Source organism: Pseudomonas sp. NIBRBAC000502773, from assembly GCF_006517195.1.
Taxonomy (GTDB): domain Bacteria; phylum Pseudomonadota; class Gammaproteobacteria; order Pseudomonadales; family Pseudomonadaceae; genus Aquipseudomonas; species Aquipseudomonas marginalis.
This window is the reverse complement of sequence record NZ_CP041189.1, coordinates 2,440,423-2,455,655: the sequence shown is the minus strand read 5'-3', so window position 1 is coordinate 2,455,655 and position 15,233 is coordinate 2,440,423. Positions and strand designations below refer to the sequence as shown.

The window sequence follows — 15,233 nt, the reverse complement described above, 5'->3', positions numbered from 1 at the left end:
CAGGGGGAAATTGTTACCTGGCGGAAAATAACCTAACTGATGGGTTACGATGAAAGTAGGTGCTTACAAGGGATATGTCATCTCGGTGTTTATCAGGGACGAGCATTGTCCGCCTCATGTACATGTCAGGGGCAAGGAGTGGGATGCGCGGTTTCGTTTCAGTTTTTTGGATGGGGACGTTGAGTTGTGGGACGTAGAGCCTGAACGGAGGCGGCCACCCACTGCGGTCCTGAAGGAAATACGCAATCATGCAGCGACATTATCTGGCACGGGCACGCAGGATTAGGTGGGAAAAACTGCAAACGGTTTGCCTGGAGAACCATTCATGGAACTGGGACACCAGTGAATTGGTTCCAGGGTTAGTCATTCGACGTGGTGTCTACGTCATCGCAAGCGCCTGGCACGACGCTGTAGCGCAACGGACTATTTTGAATCTGGTAAGAGCGCCAGATTGCGTGGGGATTAATTTATGAAAATCGTAAAAGCCAAAGTCATACCTTATGTACCTCTCACTGACGCCGACATCGACAAGGCAATCGCCCGTGGCCGCAGGCTAAAGCGCCTGTACGCCAACGCCAGCAATGTGCGTTATGTAGACGACTGCATTTCCATCGGTTTCAGCGACGGCAGTCGCGTCATGCTGCCGGTGGCAGGGCTGCCGGAGTTCGAAGGGTTTTCAGAGGAAGATTTCCAGCAGTTGGAAGTCAGTTTCGGTGGCAAGGCTATTAGCTGTGAGGCTCAGGATCTGGATGTTTCGATCACGGGCCTGATCGCCACAAGCCAGCCGCTGATGGACCTGGCCACCAGCCTGGTAGCGTCACGCAACGGTCGCAAGAGCAGCGCCGCCAAATCCGCCGCCGCCCGAGCCAATGGCAAGAAGGGCGGCCGGCCACGCAAGAAGGAGCCTGAGGACGCTGAATTACCGCCGGGTCAATAACACCCCGGATTCCATATGGTGCGTCCAGGGGAACTGGTCAAACATCGCACACCGGGTAATGCGGTGGGTGTCATGCAGTTGCGCAATGTTCGCCGCCAGCGTCTCCGGGTTGCAGGAGATGTACAGGATATTGTCGAAGCGTCGGGTCAGTTCGCAGGTGTCCGGGTCCATGCCGGCGCGGGGCGGGTCGACGAATACGCTACCGAATTCATAGCTCTTCAGGTCGATGCCGTGCAGGCGGCGGAATGGGCGCACTTCGTTCAGCGCTTCGGTGAGCTCTTCGGCGGAGAGGCGCACCAGGGTGACGTTACCCACCGCGTTTTCATCGAGGTTGCTCAGGGCCGCATTCACCGAGGTCTTGCTGATCTCGGTAGCCAGCACTTTACGCACACGGGTGGCCAGGGGCAGGGTGAAGTTGCCGTTGCCGCAATACAGCTCCAGCAAGTCATCCGGGCGATCGCCCAAGGCTTCGTATGCCCAGTTGAGCATCTTCTGGTTCACCGTGCCGTTGGGCTGGGTGAAGGCGCCTTCGGGTTGGCGGTAACTGAAAGTGCGGCCGCCGACGTCGAGTTTTTCCACCACGTAGTCGTGGCCGATCACATCGCGCTTGCCCTTGGAGCGGCCGATGATGCTCACATTCAATTCAGTCGCCAGCTTATTCGCCGCCGTGTGCCAGTGCTCGTCCAGCGGGCGGTGATAACACAGGGTGATCATCGCGTCGCCGGCCAGGGTGGTGAGGAACTCCACCTGGAACAGCTTGTGGCTCAGGGCAGCGCTGGCTTGCCAGGCGGCCTTGAGCTGGGGCATCAACTGGTTGATGCGCTGGCTGGCGATGGGGAACGCTTCGATCAGGATCGGCGTGCGCTTGTCGTCCTGGGAAAACATCGCGTAGTGGCGTTCACCGCCTTCGCGCCACAGGCGGAACTCCGCCCGCAGGCGGAAGTTCTGCAGCGGCGACTCGAAGACCTGCGGCTCGGGTGCGTCGAACGGTGCCAACAGGTCACGCAAGCGCGTGACCTTGTCTTGCAGTTGAGCGGTGTAGCGTGTGGCGTCAAAAGTCATGCGTTGAACCAGCCCAGCTTGATCACGAACAGAATCGACAGAATCACCAGTGCCGGGTTGAGCTCACGGTAGCGGCCCGAAAGCAGCTTGATGGCGGTCCAGGCGATGAAACCGAAGGCAATGCCGTTGGCGATGGAGTAAGTGAAGGGCATCGCCAGGGCGGTGATCACCACCGGCGCTGCAACGGTGATGTCATCCCAGTCGATTTCGGCCAGGCCCGAGGTCATCAATACGGCGACAAACAGCAGCGCCGGCGCAGTAGCAAAGGCCGGTACGCTGGCGGCCAGCGGCGAGAAGAACAGCGCCAGCAGGAACAGGATCGCCACCACGATGGCGGTCAAGCCGGTACGGCCACCGGCGCTTACGCCCGCAGCGGATTCGATGTAGCTGGTGGTGGTCGACGTACCCAGCAGCGAACCGGCCATGGCGGCGGTACTGTCGGCGATCAGCGCACGGCCCATTTTCGGCATGTGGCCGTCCTTGCCCATCAGCCCGGCGCGCTTGGCCACGCCGATCAGGGTGCCGGAGTTGTCGAACAGGTCGACGAACAGGAAGGCGAAGATCACGCTGACCAGGCCGATGTCCAGCGCGCCCTTGATATCCAGCTGCAGGAAGGTCGGGGCCAGGGACGGCGGCATCGACATCACGCCGCCAAACGCGGTGACGCCCAGCAGAATGGAGACGATGGTCACCGCCAGGATGCCGATCAGCACCGCGCCGCGTACGGCCAGGGCTTCCAGCGCAACGATCAGCATGAAGCCGAGGATGGCCAGGATAGGCGCCGGCTTGGTCAGGTCGCCCATGCCCACCAGGGTGTTGGGGTTGCCGACCACGATCCCGGCGTTGTGCAGGGCGATCAGCGCCAGGAACAGGCCGATACCGGCGGCAATCGCCGAACGCAGGGGCAGGGGAATGCTGTTGATGATCCACTCACGGATACGGAAGATCGACAGCAGGAAGAACAGCACCGCCGAAATGAATACCGCACCCAGCGCAACCTGCCAGGTGTGGCCCATGTGCAACACCACGGTGTAGGTAAAGAAGGCGTTGAGGCCCATGCCCGGTGCCAGCGCGATCGGGTAGTTGGCGATCAGGCCCATCACGGTCGAACCGATGGCCGCCGCCAGGCAGGTCGCGACAAATACCGCGCCCTTGTCCATGCCGGTCTCGCCGAGGATGCTCGGGTTCACGAACAGGATGTAGGCCATGGCCAGGAATGTCGTGATGCCCGCGAGGATCTCGGTGCGCACGTTGGTGTTGTGTGCCTTGAGTTGAAACAGCTTTTCCAGCATGCCTGCTCCCTGTGACGCTATGTTGCGTCGTTATTTGTTGACCTCTAAGTCAAAGCACAAACTGCGCCAAGCGCCTGTGGTTCCAGAGAGGATCGGAAAAAGCGGCGCATCATACCAGCAGCCGAGGCTGTGTGGCGCATGGCCTTGAGGCATACTGCGGCGACGTTCAACAGCAGGTCATCGACAGCATGAAAAAAGCCAACGCGTGGAGTCTAGCCCTGATCCCCTGTCTCGGCCTGTGGTTGGGCGCGGCACCGGTGTGGGGCGCGACTGCACCGCCCTTGAGCGAGGTGCGCGTATTCAAGGTCGAATCGGCGCACTGCACGGAAACCATCCCGGAACGCGCGCAAAGCACCCAGATGTGCACGCACCGTGGGCCCACCCAAGTGTCGGTGATGGAAGTCGGCCTGGGTAACAACCCGATGGGGCGCTTCAATGGTGCCGAACTGAACGGGCAACGTACGCCCGTGTGCCAGGTCGGCAGCGTCAGCGAGGCCTGCAGCGGGGCAGGCACGCTGATGGGCTACATCTATGTATTTGACCTCAATGTCCAGGCCCAAGGCTGGTTCGAATACAGCAACTCGTCGATCAACGGCCCGCGGAACACCTTGAAGACCCTGCTCAATATCCGCTGATCAATCAGCTTGAACGCTCAAAACCCCGGGAAGTCGTACCCCTGAGACGGCGACTTTCCTGAACGCCGCGGATGTACACCAACCCGTGAGGTGTTTATGAGCGCGATCCCCAATGGCGCGGCGGCCCAACCGTTCGTCGCCCACTCCATACGCTTGACCCTCAATGGTCAGGACCGCCAACTCGACGTATTGCCCTGGACCACGTTGCTGGACCTGCTACGCGAGCAATTGGACCTGGTCGGCAGCAAAAAAGGCTGCGACCACGGCCAATGCGGTGCGTGCACAGTATTGCGCGACGGCAAACGCATCAACGCCTGCCTGACCCTGGCGGTGATGTGCGACGGCGCCGAGCTGACCACCATCGAAGGCCTGGCCGACGGCGACCAACTGCACCCGATGCAGCAAGCCTTTATCAAGCACGATGCCTTCCAGTGCGGTTACTGCACGCCGGGTCAGATTTGCTCCGCCGTCGGCCTGGTCAATGAAGGCCGTGCCCACGACAGCGCACAGATCCAGGAGCTGATGAGCGGCAACCTGTGCCGCTGCGGCGCCTACAGCAATATCCGCGATGCCATTGAAGAGGCTTTGCCGGCGTGCCGCGTCCAGGGAGGCGAGCAATGAATCCCTTCCAGTACAGCAAACCGGCGGATGTCCACGCAGCCGTGCACCTGAGCAGTGCCGCGTCGCGCTTTATTGCCGGGGGCACCAACCTGCTGGACTTGATGAAAGAAAACATCAGCCGTCCCGAGCACCTGATCGATATCACCGGCCTGCCGCTCAATGAGATTGAACAAACCGCCGAGGGCGGCCTGCGCATCGGCGCGCTGGTGAGCAATGCCGACCTGGCCTGGCACCCGCTGATCGAACAGCGTTACCCGTTGCTGTCCCAGGCGATCCTTGCCGGTGCTTCGCCGCAACTGCGCAATATGGCCAGCACCGGCGGCAACCTGTTGCAACGTACCCGGTGCTACTACTTCTATGACGCCAGCGTGCCGTGCAATAAGCGTGAGCCCGGCAGCGGCTGCCCGGCGCGCACTGGCTTGAACCGTATCCATGCGATCCTCGGTGCCAGCGAGCAGTGTGTGGCCACTCACCCGTCGGACATGTGCGTGGCCCTGGCGGCACTGGAGGCGCGGGTGCATGTGCAAGGGCGTGGTGGCGCGCGGGTTATCGAGTTTGCCGACTTCCACCGCTTGCCCGGTGATGCGCCGCAACGCGACAACCAACTGGCCGACGATGAGCTGATCACCGCCATCGAATTGCCCGCCGACCACCTGGCCCGTCACAGCCATTACCTGAAAATCCGCGACCGCGCGTCTTACGCGTTTGCCTTGGTGTCGGTGGCCGCCGCTCTCGAGTTGGACGGCGATCGAATCGTCGACGCGCGCCTGGCCCTTGGCGGTGTGGCCCATAAACCCTGGCGCGACCGTGCGGTGGAAGCCTCGCTGATCGGCCGGGCGGTCAGCCGCGAAACCTTCAGCAACGCCGCCGACGCCCTGTTGCAAGACGCCGAGCCGCTGGAACACAACGGCTTCAAGATCAAGCTGGCGCGCCGCGCAATCATCCGTGCCCTGAGCGACGCCGCCGTCGCAGGAGATCGCCCATGACCGCTATTGGCAAACCCCTGGACCGTGTCGACGGTCTGCTCAAGGTCACCGGCCAGGCGCGTTATGCCGGTGAGTTTCCCGAGGACGGCCTGCTCCACGGCAGTGTGGTGTCCAGCACCATCGCCAAGGGCCGTGTGCTGGCGATCGACGCGTCCAGGGCACTGGCCCTGCCGGGCGTGGTGGCGGTTATCCATCACCTCAACCGGCCGACAATCGCCCGTTACGACGAGGCCTTCCAGGATGACGATGCGGCGGACGGTTCGCCGTTTCGCCCGCTGTATAACGACCGTGTGCTGTACAGCGGCCAACCCCTGGCCCTGGTGATCGCCGACAACCTGGAACTGGCGCGACATGCCGGCTCGCTGGTAGCGATCGACTACGCACGGGAAGACTTCGAGACCGACCTGCTCGCCCAGCAGGAACAGGCCCATGCTTCACCGCAGGCGCCGCCCAAGCCGCGCGGCAATTTCCAGGCCGAGTGGGCCGCTGCCGCCGTCAGCCTCGACCTGCACTACAGCACGCCCATCGAACACCACAACCCCATGGAACCCCACGCCAGCACCGTGCTGTATCAGCCGGACGGCACCCTGCATATCCATGACAAGACCCAGGGCCCGCAGAACTGCCAGGCCTATGTGCAAGAGGTGTTCGGCCTGGATAAAAGCCAGGTACGGATCTTCGCCGCGTTCGTCGGCGGCGCGTTCGGCTCGGGCTTGCGCCCGCAGTATCAATTGCCGCTGGCGGTGATGGCGTCCCTGGCGCTCAAGCGCTCGGTGCGCGTCACCCTGACCCGCCAACAGATGTTCACCTTCGGCTACCGCCCGCGCACCTTGCAGCGTTTGCAGATGGGCGCCGCCGCCAATGGTCGCCTGCTGGCATTGGGGCATACGGCGATTGGCCAGACCTCGCGCTTCGAAGACTTCAGCGAGCACGTGGTGGAGTGGAGCGGCATGCTTTATCACTGCGACAACGTGCAACTGACCTACAAACTGGTGCCGCTGGATGTATTCACGCCCCTGGACATGCGCGCGCCCGGCGCTGCCTTGGGCGTGATCGGCCTGGAGTGCGCCATGGACGAGTTGGCCAGCGCCTTGGGCATGGACCCGGTGCAACTGCGGCTGGTCAACTACGCCGAGCGCAACCAGAACGAAGACAAACCCTGGTCGAGCAAGGCCCTGCGCGAGTGTTACAGCGAAGGTGCCGAGCGCTTCGGCTGGAGCCAGCGCAATCCGGAACCGCGCAGCATGCGCGACGGCTGCCAGTTGATCGGCTGGGGCATGGCCGGTGGCGTGTGGGAGGCCATGCAGATGAAGGCCAGCGCCAAGGCGCGCATCGACGCCGAGGGCAAGCTGACCGTCAGCAGTGCGACCACCGACATCGGCACCGGCACCTACACGGTGATGACCCAGATCGCGGCGCAGGCCAGTGGCGTGGCGGTTGAGGACGTGGTGTTCCTGCTCGGCGACTCTTCATTGCCCACCGCGCCGCTGCAAGGCGGCTCGTTCACCGTGTCGTCCGTCGGCACCGCCGTGCAGCAAGCCTGCGAAGCGTTGAGCGCGAGGCTGCTGACCATCGCCCGGCAGACTTACCCGGTGTTCAAGGATGCCGAGTCCGTGCGTTTTGAAGACGGCCAACTGCACACCGGCGACGTGAGCGTGTCGTTGGCACAGCTGGTCAAGGACAGCGGTGAAGAGAGCGTGGAAGTCCAGGTCGACAGCGAGCCGGACAAAAAGCGCGAGGGTTACGCCACCGCGACCCATTCGGCGGTGTTCGTCGAAGTGCGGGTGGATGAAGACTTGGGCACGATCAAGGTCAGCCGCGTGGTCAGCGCCATTGCGGCCGGTCGGGTGGTCAACCCGAAGATGGCCCGCAGCCAGATCCTCGGCGGGGTGGTGTGGGGCATCGGCATGGCCCTGCATGAGGAGACCCAGATCGACCATCAGTTGGGCCGCTACATGAACCACAGCCTGGCCGAGTACCACATCCCGGTAAATGCCGATATCGGCGAGATTGACGTGGTGTTTGTCGAGGAACATGACGAGATCGTCAACGCCCTTGGCTCCAAGGGCGTGGGAGAGATCGGCATTGTCGGGGTGGCGGCGGCGGTAGCGAATGCGGTCTACCATGCCACCGGCAAGCGGGTGCGAGAGTTTCCGATCACCCTGGATAAGGTGCTCTGACGCGGTCCAGCAAACACTGAAGATCCAAATGTGGGAGGGAACAAGCCCCTCCCACATTGGATCATGCAGCGGGCTTGATGCTTTCATCTACCGGCACATGCATACGATCCCGATTCGCCAGGGTCGGGAACAGTTTGATCCACACTCCGGTCACCACCAGCGTACCGATGCCGCCCATGACCACGGCGGGCACGGTGCCGAACCAATGGGCGGTAATCCCCGATTCGAACTCGCCCAGTTGGTTGGACGCACCGATAAACAGACCATTGACCGCACTCACCCGCCCGCGCATTTCATCCGGCGTCTCCAACTGCACGAAGGACGCACGGATCACCATGCTGATCATGTCCGCCGCGCCCAGCACCACCAGCACCGCCAGGGAAAACCAGAACGAGGTGGACAGGCCGAAGGCGATGGTCGCCACGCCGAATACGCCGACGGCGGTGAACATCACCCGGCCGACCTGCCGATCTACCGAAAAGCGCGCCAGCCACAACGACATCAACAACGCGCCCACCGCCGGCGCCGAGCGCAACAGGCCCAGGCCCCAGGCGCCGGTCAGCAGGATGTCCTTGGCGAATACCGGCAGCAACGCGGTGGCGCCGCCCAGCAGCACGGCGAACAGGTCGAGGGAAATCGCCCCGAGGATGTCCGGGCGGCTGCGGATAAAGCGGATGCCGGCGAGCAGTGAATCGAGGGTGGCCTTGCTCTTGTTGAGCGGGGTCTGGCGGGCGGGCAGGTTGAGGGTCAGTACACAGGCAATCAGGTACAGCGCCACCGTGGGCCCATACACCCAGACGCTGCCGAAGGCGTATAGCAAACCACCGAGGGCCGGGGCGACGATGGTTGCCAGTTGCTGGGCCGACTGCGACGAGGCCACCGCACGCGGGAACAGCGCACTGGGCACGATGCTTGGTAGCAGGGCCTGGGTGGTGGGCATTTCAAACGAGCGCGCGGCGCCGAGCAGGAAGGCGAGGATAAAGATCATCTCGCGGGTCACGTTGCCGGTGAGGCCGCCGATGGCCAGGGAAAGGGCAATCAGCGCCTGCACGGTCTGGCAGATGGCCGCGACTTTGCGTCGCTCATAGCGGTCGGCCACATGCCCGGTGTGCAGCATGAACAGCACGCGCGGCACGAACTCCACCAGACCGACCAGCCCCAGGTCGAGCACGTTACCGGTGAGTTGGTAGAGGTTCCAGCCAATGGCCACGGTAAGCATCTGGAAGCCGCTGGCGGTGAAGATCCGTGCCAGCCAGAACGCGATGAAAGGGCGGTGGTGACGTAACAGCAACGTGGGTTCACTGGGCATCGGAAATTCAGGTCAAGGCCGGAGGGAAGAGGCAGATTAGCATCAAGCTGTAACAATTAGTTGCGAGAAGAAGGCTGAGGCAAGCTGTCACGCGGCAAAAGACCACACAGGCCAGCCGCGAAAATGGGACTACTCTTTTCACTGTGATTGACCCAGATCAAAGTCATTTCAGAATTTGTTCTGGTGGCCGCAAGGCCCGATTCCCTGCGTGGCTGGTTAAAAAAAGAAACGAATTGAAATTCGCCAGACTCCATATCCGTGGGGGCAGTGGGTGCAGGCTCCCGCCAGCAGCCGGTATTACCTGACAGAGGAAGACTTATGTTCGGTTTGGAGGCGCTAGATCTCGCCCGAATTCAGTTCGCGTTCACCATCTCATTCCACATCCTGTTCCCGGCGATCACCATCGGCCTGGCCAGTTACCTCGCGGTACTGGAGGGCTTGTGGCTCAAGACCCATAACGATACCTACCGTGACCTCTACCATTTCTGGTCGAAGATCTTTGCCGTCAACTTCGGCATGGGCGTGGTCTCCGGTCTGGTCATGGCCTACCAGTTCGGCACCAACTGGAGCCGCTTCTCGGACTTCGCCGGCGCCGTGACCGGGCCGCTTCTGACGTACGAAGTGCTTACGGCCTTCTTCCTGGAAGCCGGTTTCCTCGGCGTGATGCTGTTCGGCTGGAACAAGGTGGGGCGCAAGCTGCACTTCTTCTCCACCGTGATGGTGGCCGTCGGTACGTTGATCTCGACCTTCTGGATCCTGGCGTCCAACAGCTGGATGCAGACGCCGCAAGGCTTTGAAATCATCGACGGCCGCGTGATTCCTACCGATTGGCTGGCGGTGATCTTCAACCCGTCGTTCCCTTACCGCCTGATGCACATGGCGACAGCGGCGTTCGTGGCCACCGCGTTCTTCGTCGGTTCCTCGGCGGCCTGGCACTTGCTGCGCGGCAAGGACAACCCGGCCATCCGCAAGATGTTGTCGATGGCGATGTGGATGGCCCTGATCGTGGCGCCTATCCAGGCGGTGATCGGCGACTTCCATGGCCTCAACACCCTCGAGCATCAGCCGGCGAAAATCGCCGCGATTGAAGGCCACTGGGAAAACAAAGGCAATGAGCCAACCCCGCTGATCCTGTTTGGCTGGCCCGACATGAAAGCGGAAAAAACCAAATACGCCGTGGAGATTCCGTACCTGGGCAGCCTGATCCTGACCCACTCCCTGGACAAACAGGTGCCGGCGCTCAAGGAATTCCCGCCGGAAGACCGGCCGAATTCGACCATCGTATTCTGGTCGTTCCGGGTCATGGTCGGCCTGGGGTTCCTGATGATCTTCACCGGCCTGTTCAGCCTCTGGCTGCGCCGGGGCGACAAAATGTACACGTCCAGGCCGTTCCTGTACCTGGCGCTGTGGATGGGGCCGTCTGGGCTGATCGCGATTCTCGCCGGTTGGTTCACCACCGAAATCGGCCGTCAGCCGTGGGTGGTCTACGGGTTGATGCGCACGGCGGATGCTTCTTCCGGGCATAGCCTGGCGCAGATGACGATCACCCTGGTGTTGTTCGTGGTGGTGTACTTCGCGCTGTTTGGCGCCGGCCTGGGCTACATGATGCGCCTGGTGCGCAAAGGCCCGGTGACCCACGAAGGCACGGAACCGACCCACGGTGGTCCTGGCCAGAAACGCACACCGGCCCGTCCGTTGTCCGCCGCCGATGATGGCAGCGATGACGACCACGCCCACATCCAGCACAAGGGGAATTGAGATGGGTATTGATCTTCCGCTGATCTGGGCCGTGATCATCATCTTCGGCATCATGATGTACGTGGTCATGGACGGCTTCGACCTGGGTATCGGCATTCTCTTCCCGTTTATTCCGGGCAAGACCGACCGTGACGTGATGATGAACACCGTGGCCCCGGTCTGGGACGGTAACGAAACCTGGCTGGTGCTGGGCGGCGCGGCGTTGTTCGGCGCGTTCCCGCTGGCCTATTCGGTGGTGTTGTCGGCGCTATACCTGCCGCTGATCCTGATGCTGGTGGGGCTGATCTTTCGTGGCGTGGCTTTCGAGTTCCGCTTCAAGGCCAAGGACCACAAGCGTCACCTGTGGGACAAGGCGTTTATCGGCGGTTCGCTGACGGCCACGTTCTTCCAGGGCGTCGCGCTGGGCGCGTTTATCGATGGGATTCCGGTGGTCAATCGCCAGTTTGCCGGCGGCTCGCTGGACTGGCTCACGCCGTTCACGATGTTCTGCGGCGTGGCGCTGATCGTGGCCTATGCCTTGCTGGGTTGCACCTGGCTGATCATGAAAACCGAAGGCCCGTTGCAGGAGAAGATGCACAACCTGGCGCGGCCATTGGCCTTCGTGGTGCTGGCCGTGATCGGCATCGTGAGTCTCTGGACGCCGCTGTCGCACCCGGAAATCGCCTCGCGCTGGTTCACCCTGCCGAACCTGTTCTGGTTCCTGCCGGTGCCGATCCTGGTGCTGGTGACCATGTACGGCTTGATCCGCGCCGTGGCGCGTAATGCCCACTACACGCCGTTCCTGCTGACGCTGGTGTTGATCTTCCTCGGCTACAGCGGCCTGGGGATCAGCCTGTGGCCGAATATCATCCCGCCCTCGGTGTCGATCTGGGATGCCGCTGCGCCGCCGCAGAGCCAGGGCTTCATGCTGGTGGGCACCTTGTTCATCATCCCGTTCATCCTGGGCTACACCTTCTGGAGCTACTACGTGTTCCGCGGCAAGGTCACCCACGAAGACGGCTATCACTAGGAGGGTCGTTGCATGTCCGGCAAACCTACGTTGCACGAGATTGAACAGGCCGAGAAACAGCCGCTGTGGCGGCGCCTCGGCTGGCTGGCGATGATCTGGACCGGCAGTGTGCTGGCCCTGTTCGTGGTGGCCAGCCTGATGCGCATGTTCATGAATGCGGCCGGCCTGACCACCCACTGACATCCCGATCCGGGCTTCGCGGCCCGCTGCCTGTTAACTTGAGGGCAAGCCCTGCTCTTCTTTTGGAAGGGCAGGGCTTTTTTATTTGCGTGCTTTGAGAATCACGAACTTGGGCGTGGCAGCGACCTGCTCTACGCCACGGAACAAGCGCGCCAACTTGCTGTGATAACCCAGGTGACGGTTGCCGACGATATACAGGGCGCCGCCGACCACCAGCGCCTCCCGCGCCTGCTGGAACATACGCCAGGCCAGGAAGTCGCCGACCACCTGCTGCTGGTGGAACGGCGGATTGCACAGCACCACGTCGAGGGAATCCGGCTCCTGGCCTGCGAGGCCGTCCCCGGCGCGTACTGTCACCTCCCGCTCACCGAGGGCGGCTTGCCAGTTCTCAAGGGCCGATTGCACGGCCATGTAGGACTCGTCCACCAAGGTGTACCGGGCTTCGGGGTTTTGCAGTGCGCTGGCAATCGCCAATACGCCGTTGCCGCAACCCAGGTCCGCCACGCGGGCACTGCCCAGGTTATTGGGCAGGTGCGGCAGGAAGGCGCGGGTGCCGATGTCCAGGCCTTCACGGCAGAACACGTTGGCATGGTTGAGCAGTTCGATGGCCGGCGCGTCGAGGGTGTAGCGCGTCGGGTAGGGCGAGACCGCCGCGGGGCGGTCGGCCAGTGTCGCAATCAGCAACCGCGCCTTCTTCACCGCCAGGGAGGCATGCATTGGCCCGATATAGCGCTCCAGCAACTCACCGGCCGCCCGGGGCAGGTGCTTGACCATGGCTGCGGCAATCACTTCGGCGCCCTGCGCGAGTTGGCCTTGCAGGCGGATCAGTTGTTCTTCCAGCAATGCCAGGGTCTTGGGGACGCGGATCAGCACCCGGTCGAACGGCCCGCTGGGCACCTCGCTGGCGGGGATGAACGGCACGGCGTCAAAGGCCTTGCCATTGCGCACCAGGTTTTTATCCAGGCCCAGGGCGGCCAGGAACGAGTCGCCGCTGGAGGTCACCTGCACCCGGCCTTCCAGGCTCGCAGCCAGGGCGCCGAAGCTGTCATTGAGCACCAGCACGCGGGTCGCAGCGCTCGGTTGCTGTTCAGCCAGGTAGCTGAGCAGGTACTCGTCGGCGGCGTCGAAGGCTTGCAGCGGATCGTTATGTTGCTCTGGCTGGCGGATCAGATCGAGCTGGGCGAAGGGGCTGTCGAGCAGGGGCATGGCGAGGGAGGCTCTGGGTCATCGATGGGTGTTCGGCAGTCGGCTGCGGAACCGTCTGAGTGAACAGCGGGCGGCACCCCGTGGGAACAGCCCAACACTCAGAATGGGTCGTAAATGTTACTTTTTTTCCAGAGGGATTACATGCGGTGTTTCAACGCTGATTAAAACAACCCCGCTTTCGAAGCGCAGAGCACGGCGGCGATCTTGTTATTGACCCCCAGTTTTTTGAAGCAACTGCAGATATGAAAGCCCACGGTGCGTTCGGACAGGCACAGGATGACGGCGATGTCCGCAGCGGTCTTGCCCATGGCTGACCACTTGAGGATTTCGGTTTCGCGCGGGGTTAATTTGTTTGCAGGGTTAATGCTGGGCTTGTGTGCGTAAGTCTTCGCGACTACCGCATGCATCGCATGGCACAGCCACAGGACCTGGCCGGCTTTTTCATAAAGCTCCTGCGGGGTCACTTCACCCGCACTGCGACCCAGGGTCAGCATGCTGAACACACCCTGGAAATCATGCACGGCTTGGGTCCATCCCAAATGCACACCAAAGGATTGAGCTAAAGACCACAGGTTGGGTGAGTCTTTAAAGATTTTTTCTTCCCAGACAAGGGGCAGTACACAACGTTTGCAATGTTCCACCACGGGATCAGCGTCAAAGAAGTGGGCCTGGTTATACAGTTTGTTCCATTCATCTGGATAGTTGTTGAGGCGAACAGGTTTCGTTTGGTTGTTAGGTAGTTGAGAGCTCATCGTGAAAGAACAGTATTGAAAGCCGAGTGCGTAGGTGTGGTTGACAGCCATCTCGAAAAGGGTAGTAACCTCGCTCTCGCCCTCCAGTTTGGGAAGTCGGGTATTGCGCCAGTTGACCATTGGTAACTCTCCATGGGTTTCCGCATGACATGGGATACGTCCTGAACTCCCACTGCACGGAAATTAGTGTAGGACATGAGCTACATCGCGAGACAAAATTTTCGCTCTTGCAGGGCAGCGTTTAAGAAATTTTCTCTAAGGTCGCGGCGGGCTTAGCTAAGGGGCTTAGTGGTTTTTTTCGATTTTTTAGTCAGTTGAAGCAGCTGTAGCGGATCAACTTAGAGCGTGCTTGTAGCGCGGATAAAGGAGCTAATAGCAAATTGATCAGAGTTGATATTAGGTTGCCATTATTTTGTGCCTATATAATGCCACTACCAACCAGAGGTGTTTCCGGGCTCGAGTTTGAGGGACACTAGGGCACCTGTAGAACGGAGTCCCCCATGACGGCCAGTGCTGAGAAATTTACCCGCCAGACCTTGCTCGATGTGCAATCCCTGACCCCCAGCCTGTTTACCCTGCGAACCACCCGTGACCCAGGGTTCCGGTTTACCGCCGGTCAGTTCGTGCGCCTGGGGGTCAGCAAGGCGGATGGCAGCACGGTGTGGCGCGCCTATTCCGTGGTGTCCTCGCCGTTTGATGAACACTTGGACTTTTTCTCGATTGTTGTCCCAGGCGGTGAATTCACCAGTGAACTCAGCCGATTGCGGGTGGGCGATACCTTGATGGTGGAGCGCCAGGCTACCGGGTTCCTGACCCTGAACCGTTTCGTCGATGGCCGGGACTTGTGGATGTTAGGCACCGGCACCGGGGTGGCACCGTTTTTGTCGATCCTGCAGGACTTCGAAGTCTGGGAGAAATTCGAGCGCATCATCCTGGTATACAGCGCGCGGGAAGCCCGGGAGCTGGCGTACCAGTCGCTGATCAAGGGGTTGGGCGAGCGGGAGTACCTGGCAGAATATGCGCACAAACTGACCTACATCCCCATCGTGACCCGAGAGGATTATCCGGGGGCGTTAAGTGGGCGTATTACCACCTCGATCGAAAACGGAGAATTGGAGCGTGCTGCCGGCGTCGAGCTGACCCCGGAACACTCCCGCGTGCTGATTTGCGGCAACCCGCAGATGGTGGATGACACTCGCCAGTTGCTCAAGCAGCGCGACATGCAACTGAGCCTTAGCCGCCGGCCAGGGCAGGTGGCGGTGGAAAACTACTGGTAATGAAAAGGCGCCTCAAGGAGGCGCCTTTT

14 protein-coding genes and 1 pseudogene are annotated in these 15,233 nt (G+C 61.5%); 10 read left to right on the top strand and 5 right to left on the bottom strand.

From position 1 onward, the window contains the following. Positions 1-49: 49 nt before the first annotated feature. Together NIBR502773_RS11265 and NIBR502773_RS11260 are read left to right on the top strand one after the other, a co-directional pair. Positions 50-473 (top strand): annotated as a pseudogene (locus tag NIBR502773_RS11265) (DUF4160 domain-containing protein). Then, positions 470-937, top strand: a complete 468-nt coding sequence (locus tag NIBR502773_RS11260) for a DUF2442 domain-containing protein (protein ID WP_065938320.1) — start codon at positions 470-472, stop codon at positions 935-937. The pseudogene NIBR502773_RS11265 and the gene NIBR502773_RS11260 overlap by 4 nt, the downstream one beginning before the upstream one ends. Here NIBR502773_RS11260 and trmA read toward each other — a convergent pair. After that, positions 920-1,999 carry a tRNA (uridine(54)-C5)-methyltransferase TrmA gene (trmA, locus tag NIBR502773_RS11255; protein WP_115487552.1) on the bottom strand — a complete coding sequence of 360 codons (1,080 nt, stop codon included), beginning with the start codon at positions 1,997-1,999 and terminating at the stop codon, positions 920-922. The genes NIBR502773_RS11260 and trmA overlap by 18 nt on opposite strands. Then, entirely contained in the window at positions 1,996-3,291 is a 1,296-nt protein-coding gene (locus tag NIBR502773_RS11250) for an NCS2 family permease (RefSeq protein WP_053137959.1), read from the bottom strand. Before NIBR502773_RS11250 ends, trmA begins: the two co-directional genes overlap by 4 nt. Before the next feature lie 188 nt (positions 3,292-3,479). On the opposite strand from NIBR502773_RS11250, the gene NIBR502773_RS11245 reads away from it, so the two are divergent. The 4 genes from NIBR502773_RS11245 to NIBR502773_RS11230 all read left to right on the top strand — a co-directional run bounded on the left by NIBR502773_RS11245 (position 3,480) and on the right by NIBR502773_RS11230 (position 7,713). After that, the gene (locus NIBR502773_RS11245) at positions 3,480-3,926 is read left to right on the top strand and encodes a DUF4879 domain-containing protein (protein WP_065938392.1); all 447 of its coding nucleotides are present in this window, start codon (positions 3,480-3,482) and stop codon (positions 3,924-3,926) included. Between the two features lie 96 nt (positions 3,927-4,022). Continuing rightward, on the top strand, positions 4,023-4,547 hold the full coding sequence (locus tag NIBR502773_RS11240; RefSeq protein WP_141156063.1) for a (2Fe-2S)-binding protein: 525 nt from the start codon (positions 4,023-4,025) through the stop codon (positions 4,545-4,547). Then, the gene (locus NIBR502773_RS11235; RefSeq protein ID WP_141156062.1) at positions 4,544-5,533 is read left to right on the top strand and encodes a xanthine dehydrogenase family protein subunit M; all 990 of its coding nucleotides are present in this window, start codon (positions 4,544-4,546) and stop codon (positions 5,531-5,533) included. The genes NIBR502773_RS11240 and NIBR502773_RS11235 overlap by 4 nt, the downstream gene beginning before the upstream one ends. Continuing rightward, a complete protein-coding gene (locus NIBR502773_RS11230) occupies positions 5,530-7,713 on the top strand; it encodes a xanthine dehydrogenase family protein molybdopterin-binding subunit (protein WP_115487555.1) in 2,184 nt (727 codons plus the stop codon). Before NIBR502773_RS11235 ends, NIBR502773_RS11230 begins: the two co-directional genes overlap by 4 nt. 61 nt (positions 7,714-7,774) lie before the next feature. Here NIBR502773_RS11230 and NIBR502773_RS11225 read toward each other — a convergent pair whose 3' ends face one another. Continuing rightward, complete coding sequence (locus tag NIBR502773_RS11225; protein ID WP_141156061.1) at positions 7,775-9,022, bottom strand: MFS transporter; 1,248 nt, start codon at positions 9,020-9,022, stop codon at positions 7,775-7,777. A gap of 318 nt (positions 9,023-9,340) precedes the next feature. Here NIBR502773_RS11225 and NIBR502773_RS11220 point away from each other — a divergent pair, with 318 nt between their 5' ends. Genes NIBR502773_RS11220 through NIBR502773_RS11210 form a run of 3 tightly spaced genes read left to right on the top strand, consistent with a single transcriptional unit; the run spans position 9,341 to position 11,969 of the window. Next, positions 9,341-10,780: a cytochrome ubiquinol oxidase subunit I gene (locus NIBR502773_RS11220; protein WP_027605306.1), complete on the top strand. Its 1,440-nt coding sequence runs from the start codon at positions 9,341-9,343 to the stop codon at positions 10,778-10,780. 1 nt (position 10,781) lies between these two features. After that, positions 10,782-11,789, top strand: coding sequence for a cytochrome d ubiquinol oxidase subunit II (gene cydB / locus NIBR502773_RS11215; RefSeq protein WP_141156060.1), 1,008 nt, complete (start codon positions 10,782-10,784; stop codon positions 11,787-11,789). Between the two features lie 12 nt (positions 11,790-11,801). After that, positions 11,802-11,969, top strand: a complete 168-nt coding sequence (locus NIBR502773_RS11210) for a DUF2474 domain-containing protein (protein ID WP_010562540.1) — start codon at positions 11,802-11,804, stop codon at positions 11,967-11,969. A gap of 81 nt (positions 11,970-12,050) precedes the next feature. On the opposite strand, the gene NIBR502773_RS11205 is transcribed toward NIBR502773_RS11210, so the two are convergent. Both NIBR502773_RS11205 and NIBR502773_RS11200 read right to left on the bottom strand, forming a co-directional pair. Further along, entirely contained in the window at positions 12,051-13,175 is a 1,125-nt protein-coding gene (locus NIBR502773_RS11205; RefSeq protein ID WP_141156059.1) for a methyltransferase, read from the bottom strand. A 161-nt stretch (positions 13,176-13,336) separates the two neighbouring features. Next, positions 13,337-14,047, bottom strand: coding sequence for a LuxR family transcriptional regulator (locus NIBR502773_RS11200; RefSeq protein WP_092488504.1), 711 nt, complete (start codon positions 14,045-14,047; stop codon positions 13,337-13,339). Between the two features lie 380 nt (positions 14,048-14,427). On the opposite strand from NIBR502773_RS11200, the gene NIBR502773_RS11195 reads away from it, so the two are divergent. Next, positions 14,428-15,204, top strand: a complete 777-nt coding sequence (locus NIBR502773_RS11195; protein ID WP_141156058.1) for a ferredoxin--NADP reductase — start codon at positions 14,428-14,430, stop codon at positions 15,202-15,204. Positions 15,205-15,233 lie beyond the last annotated feature (29 nt).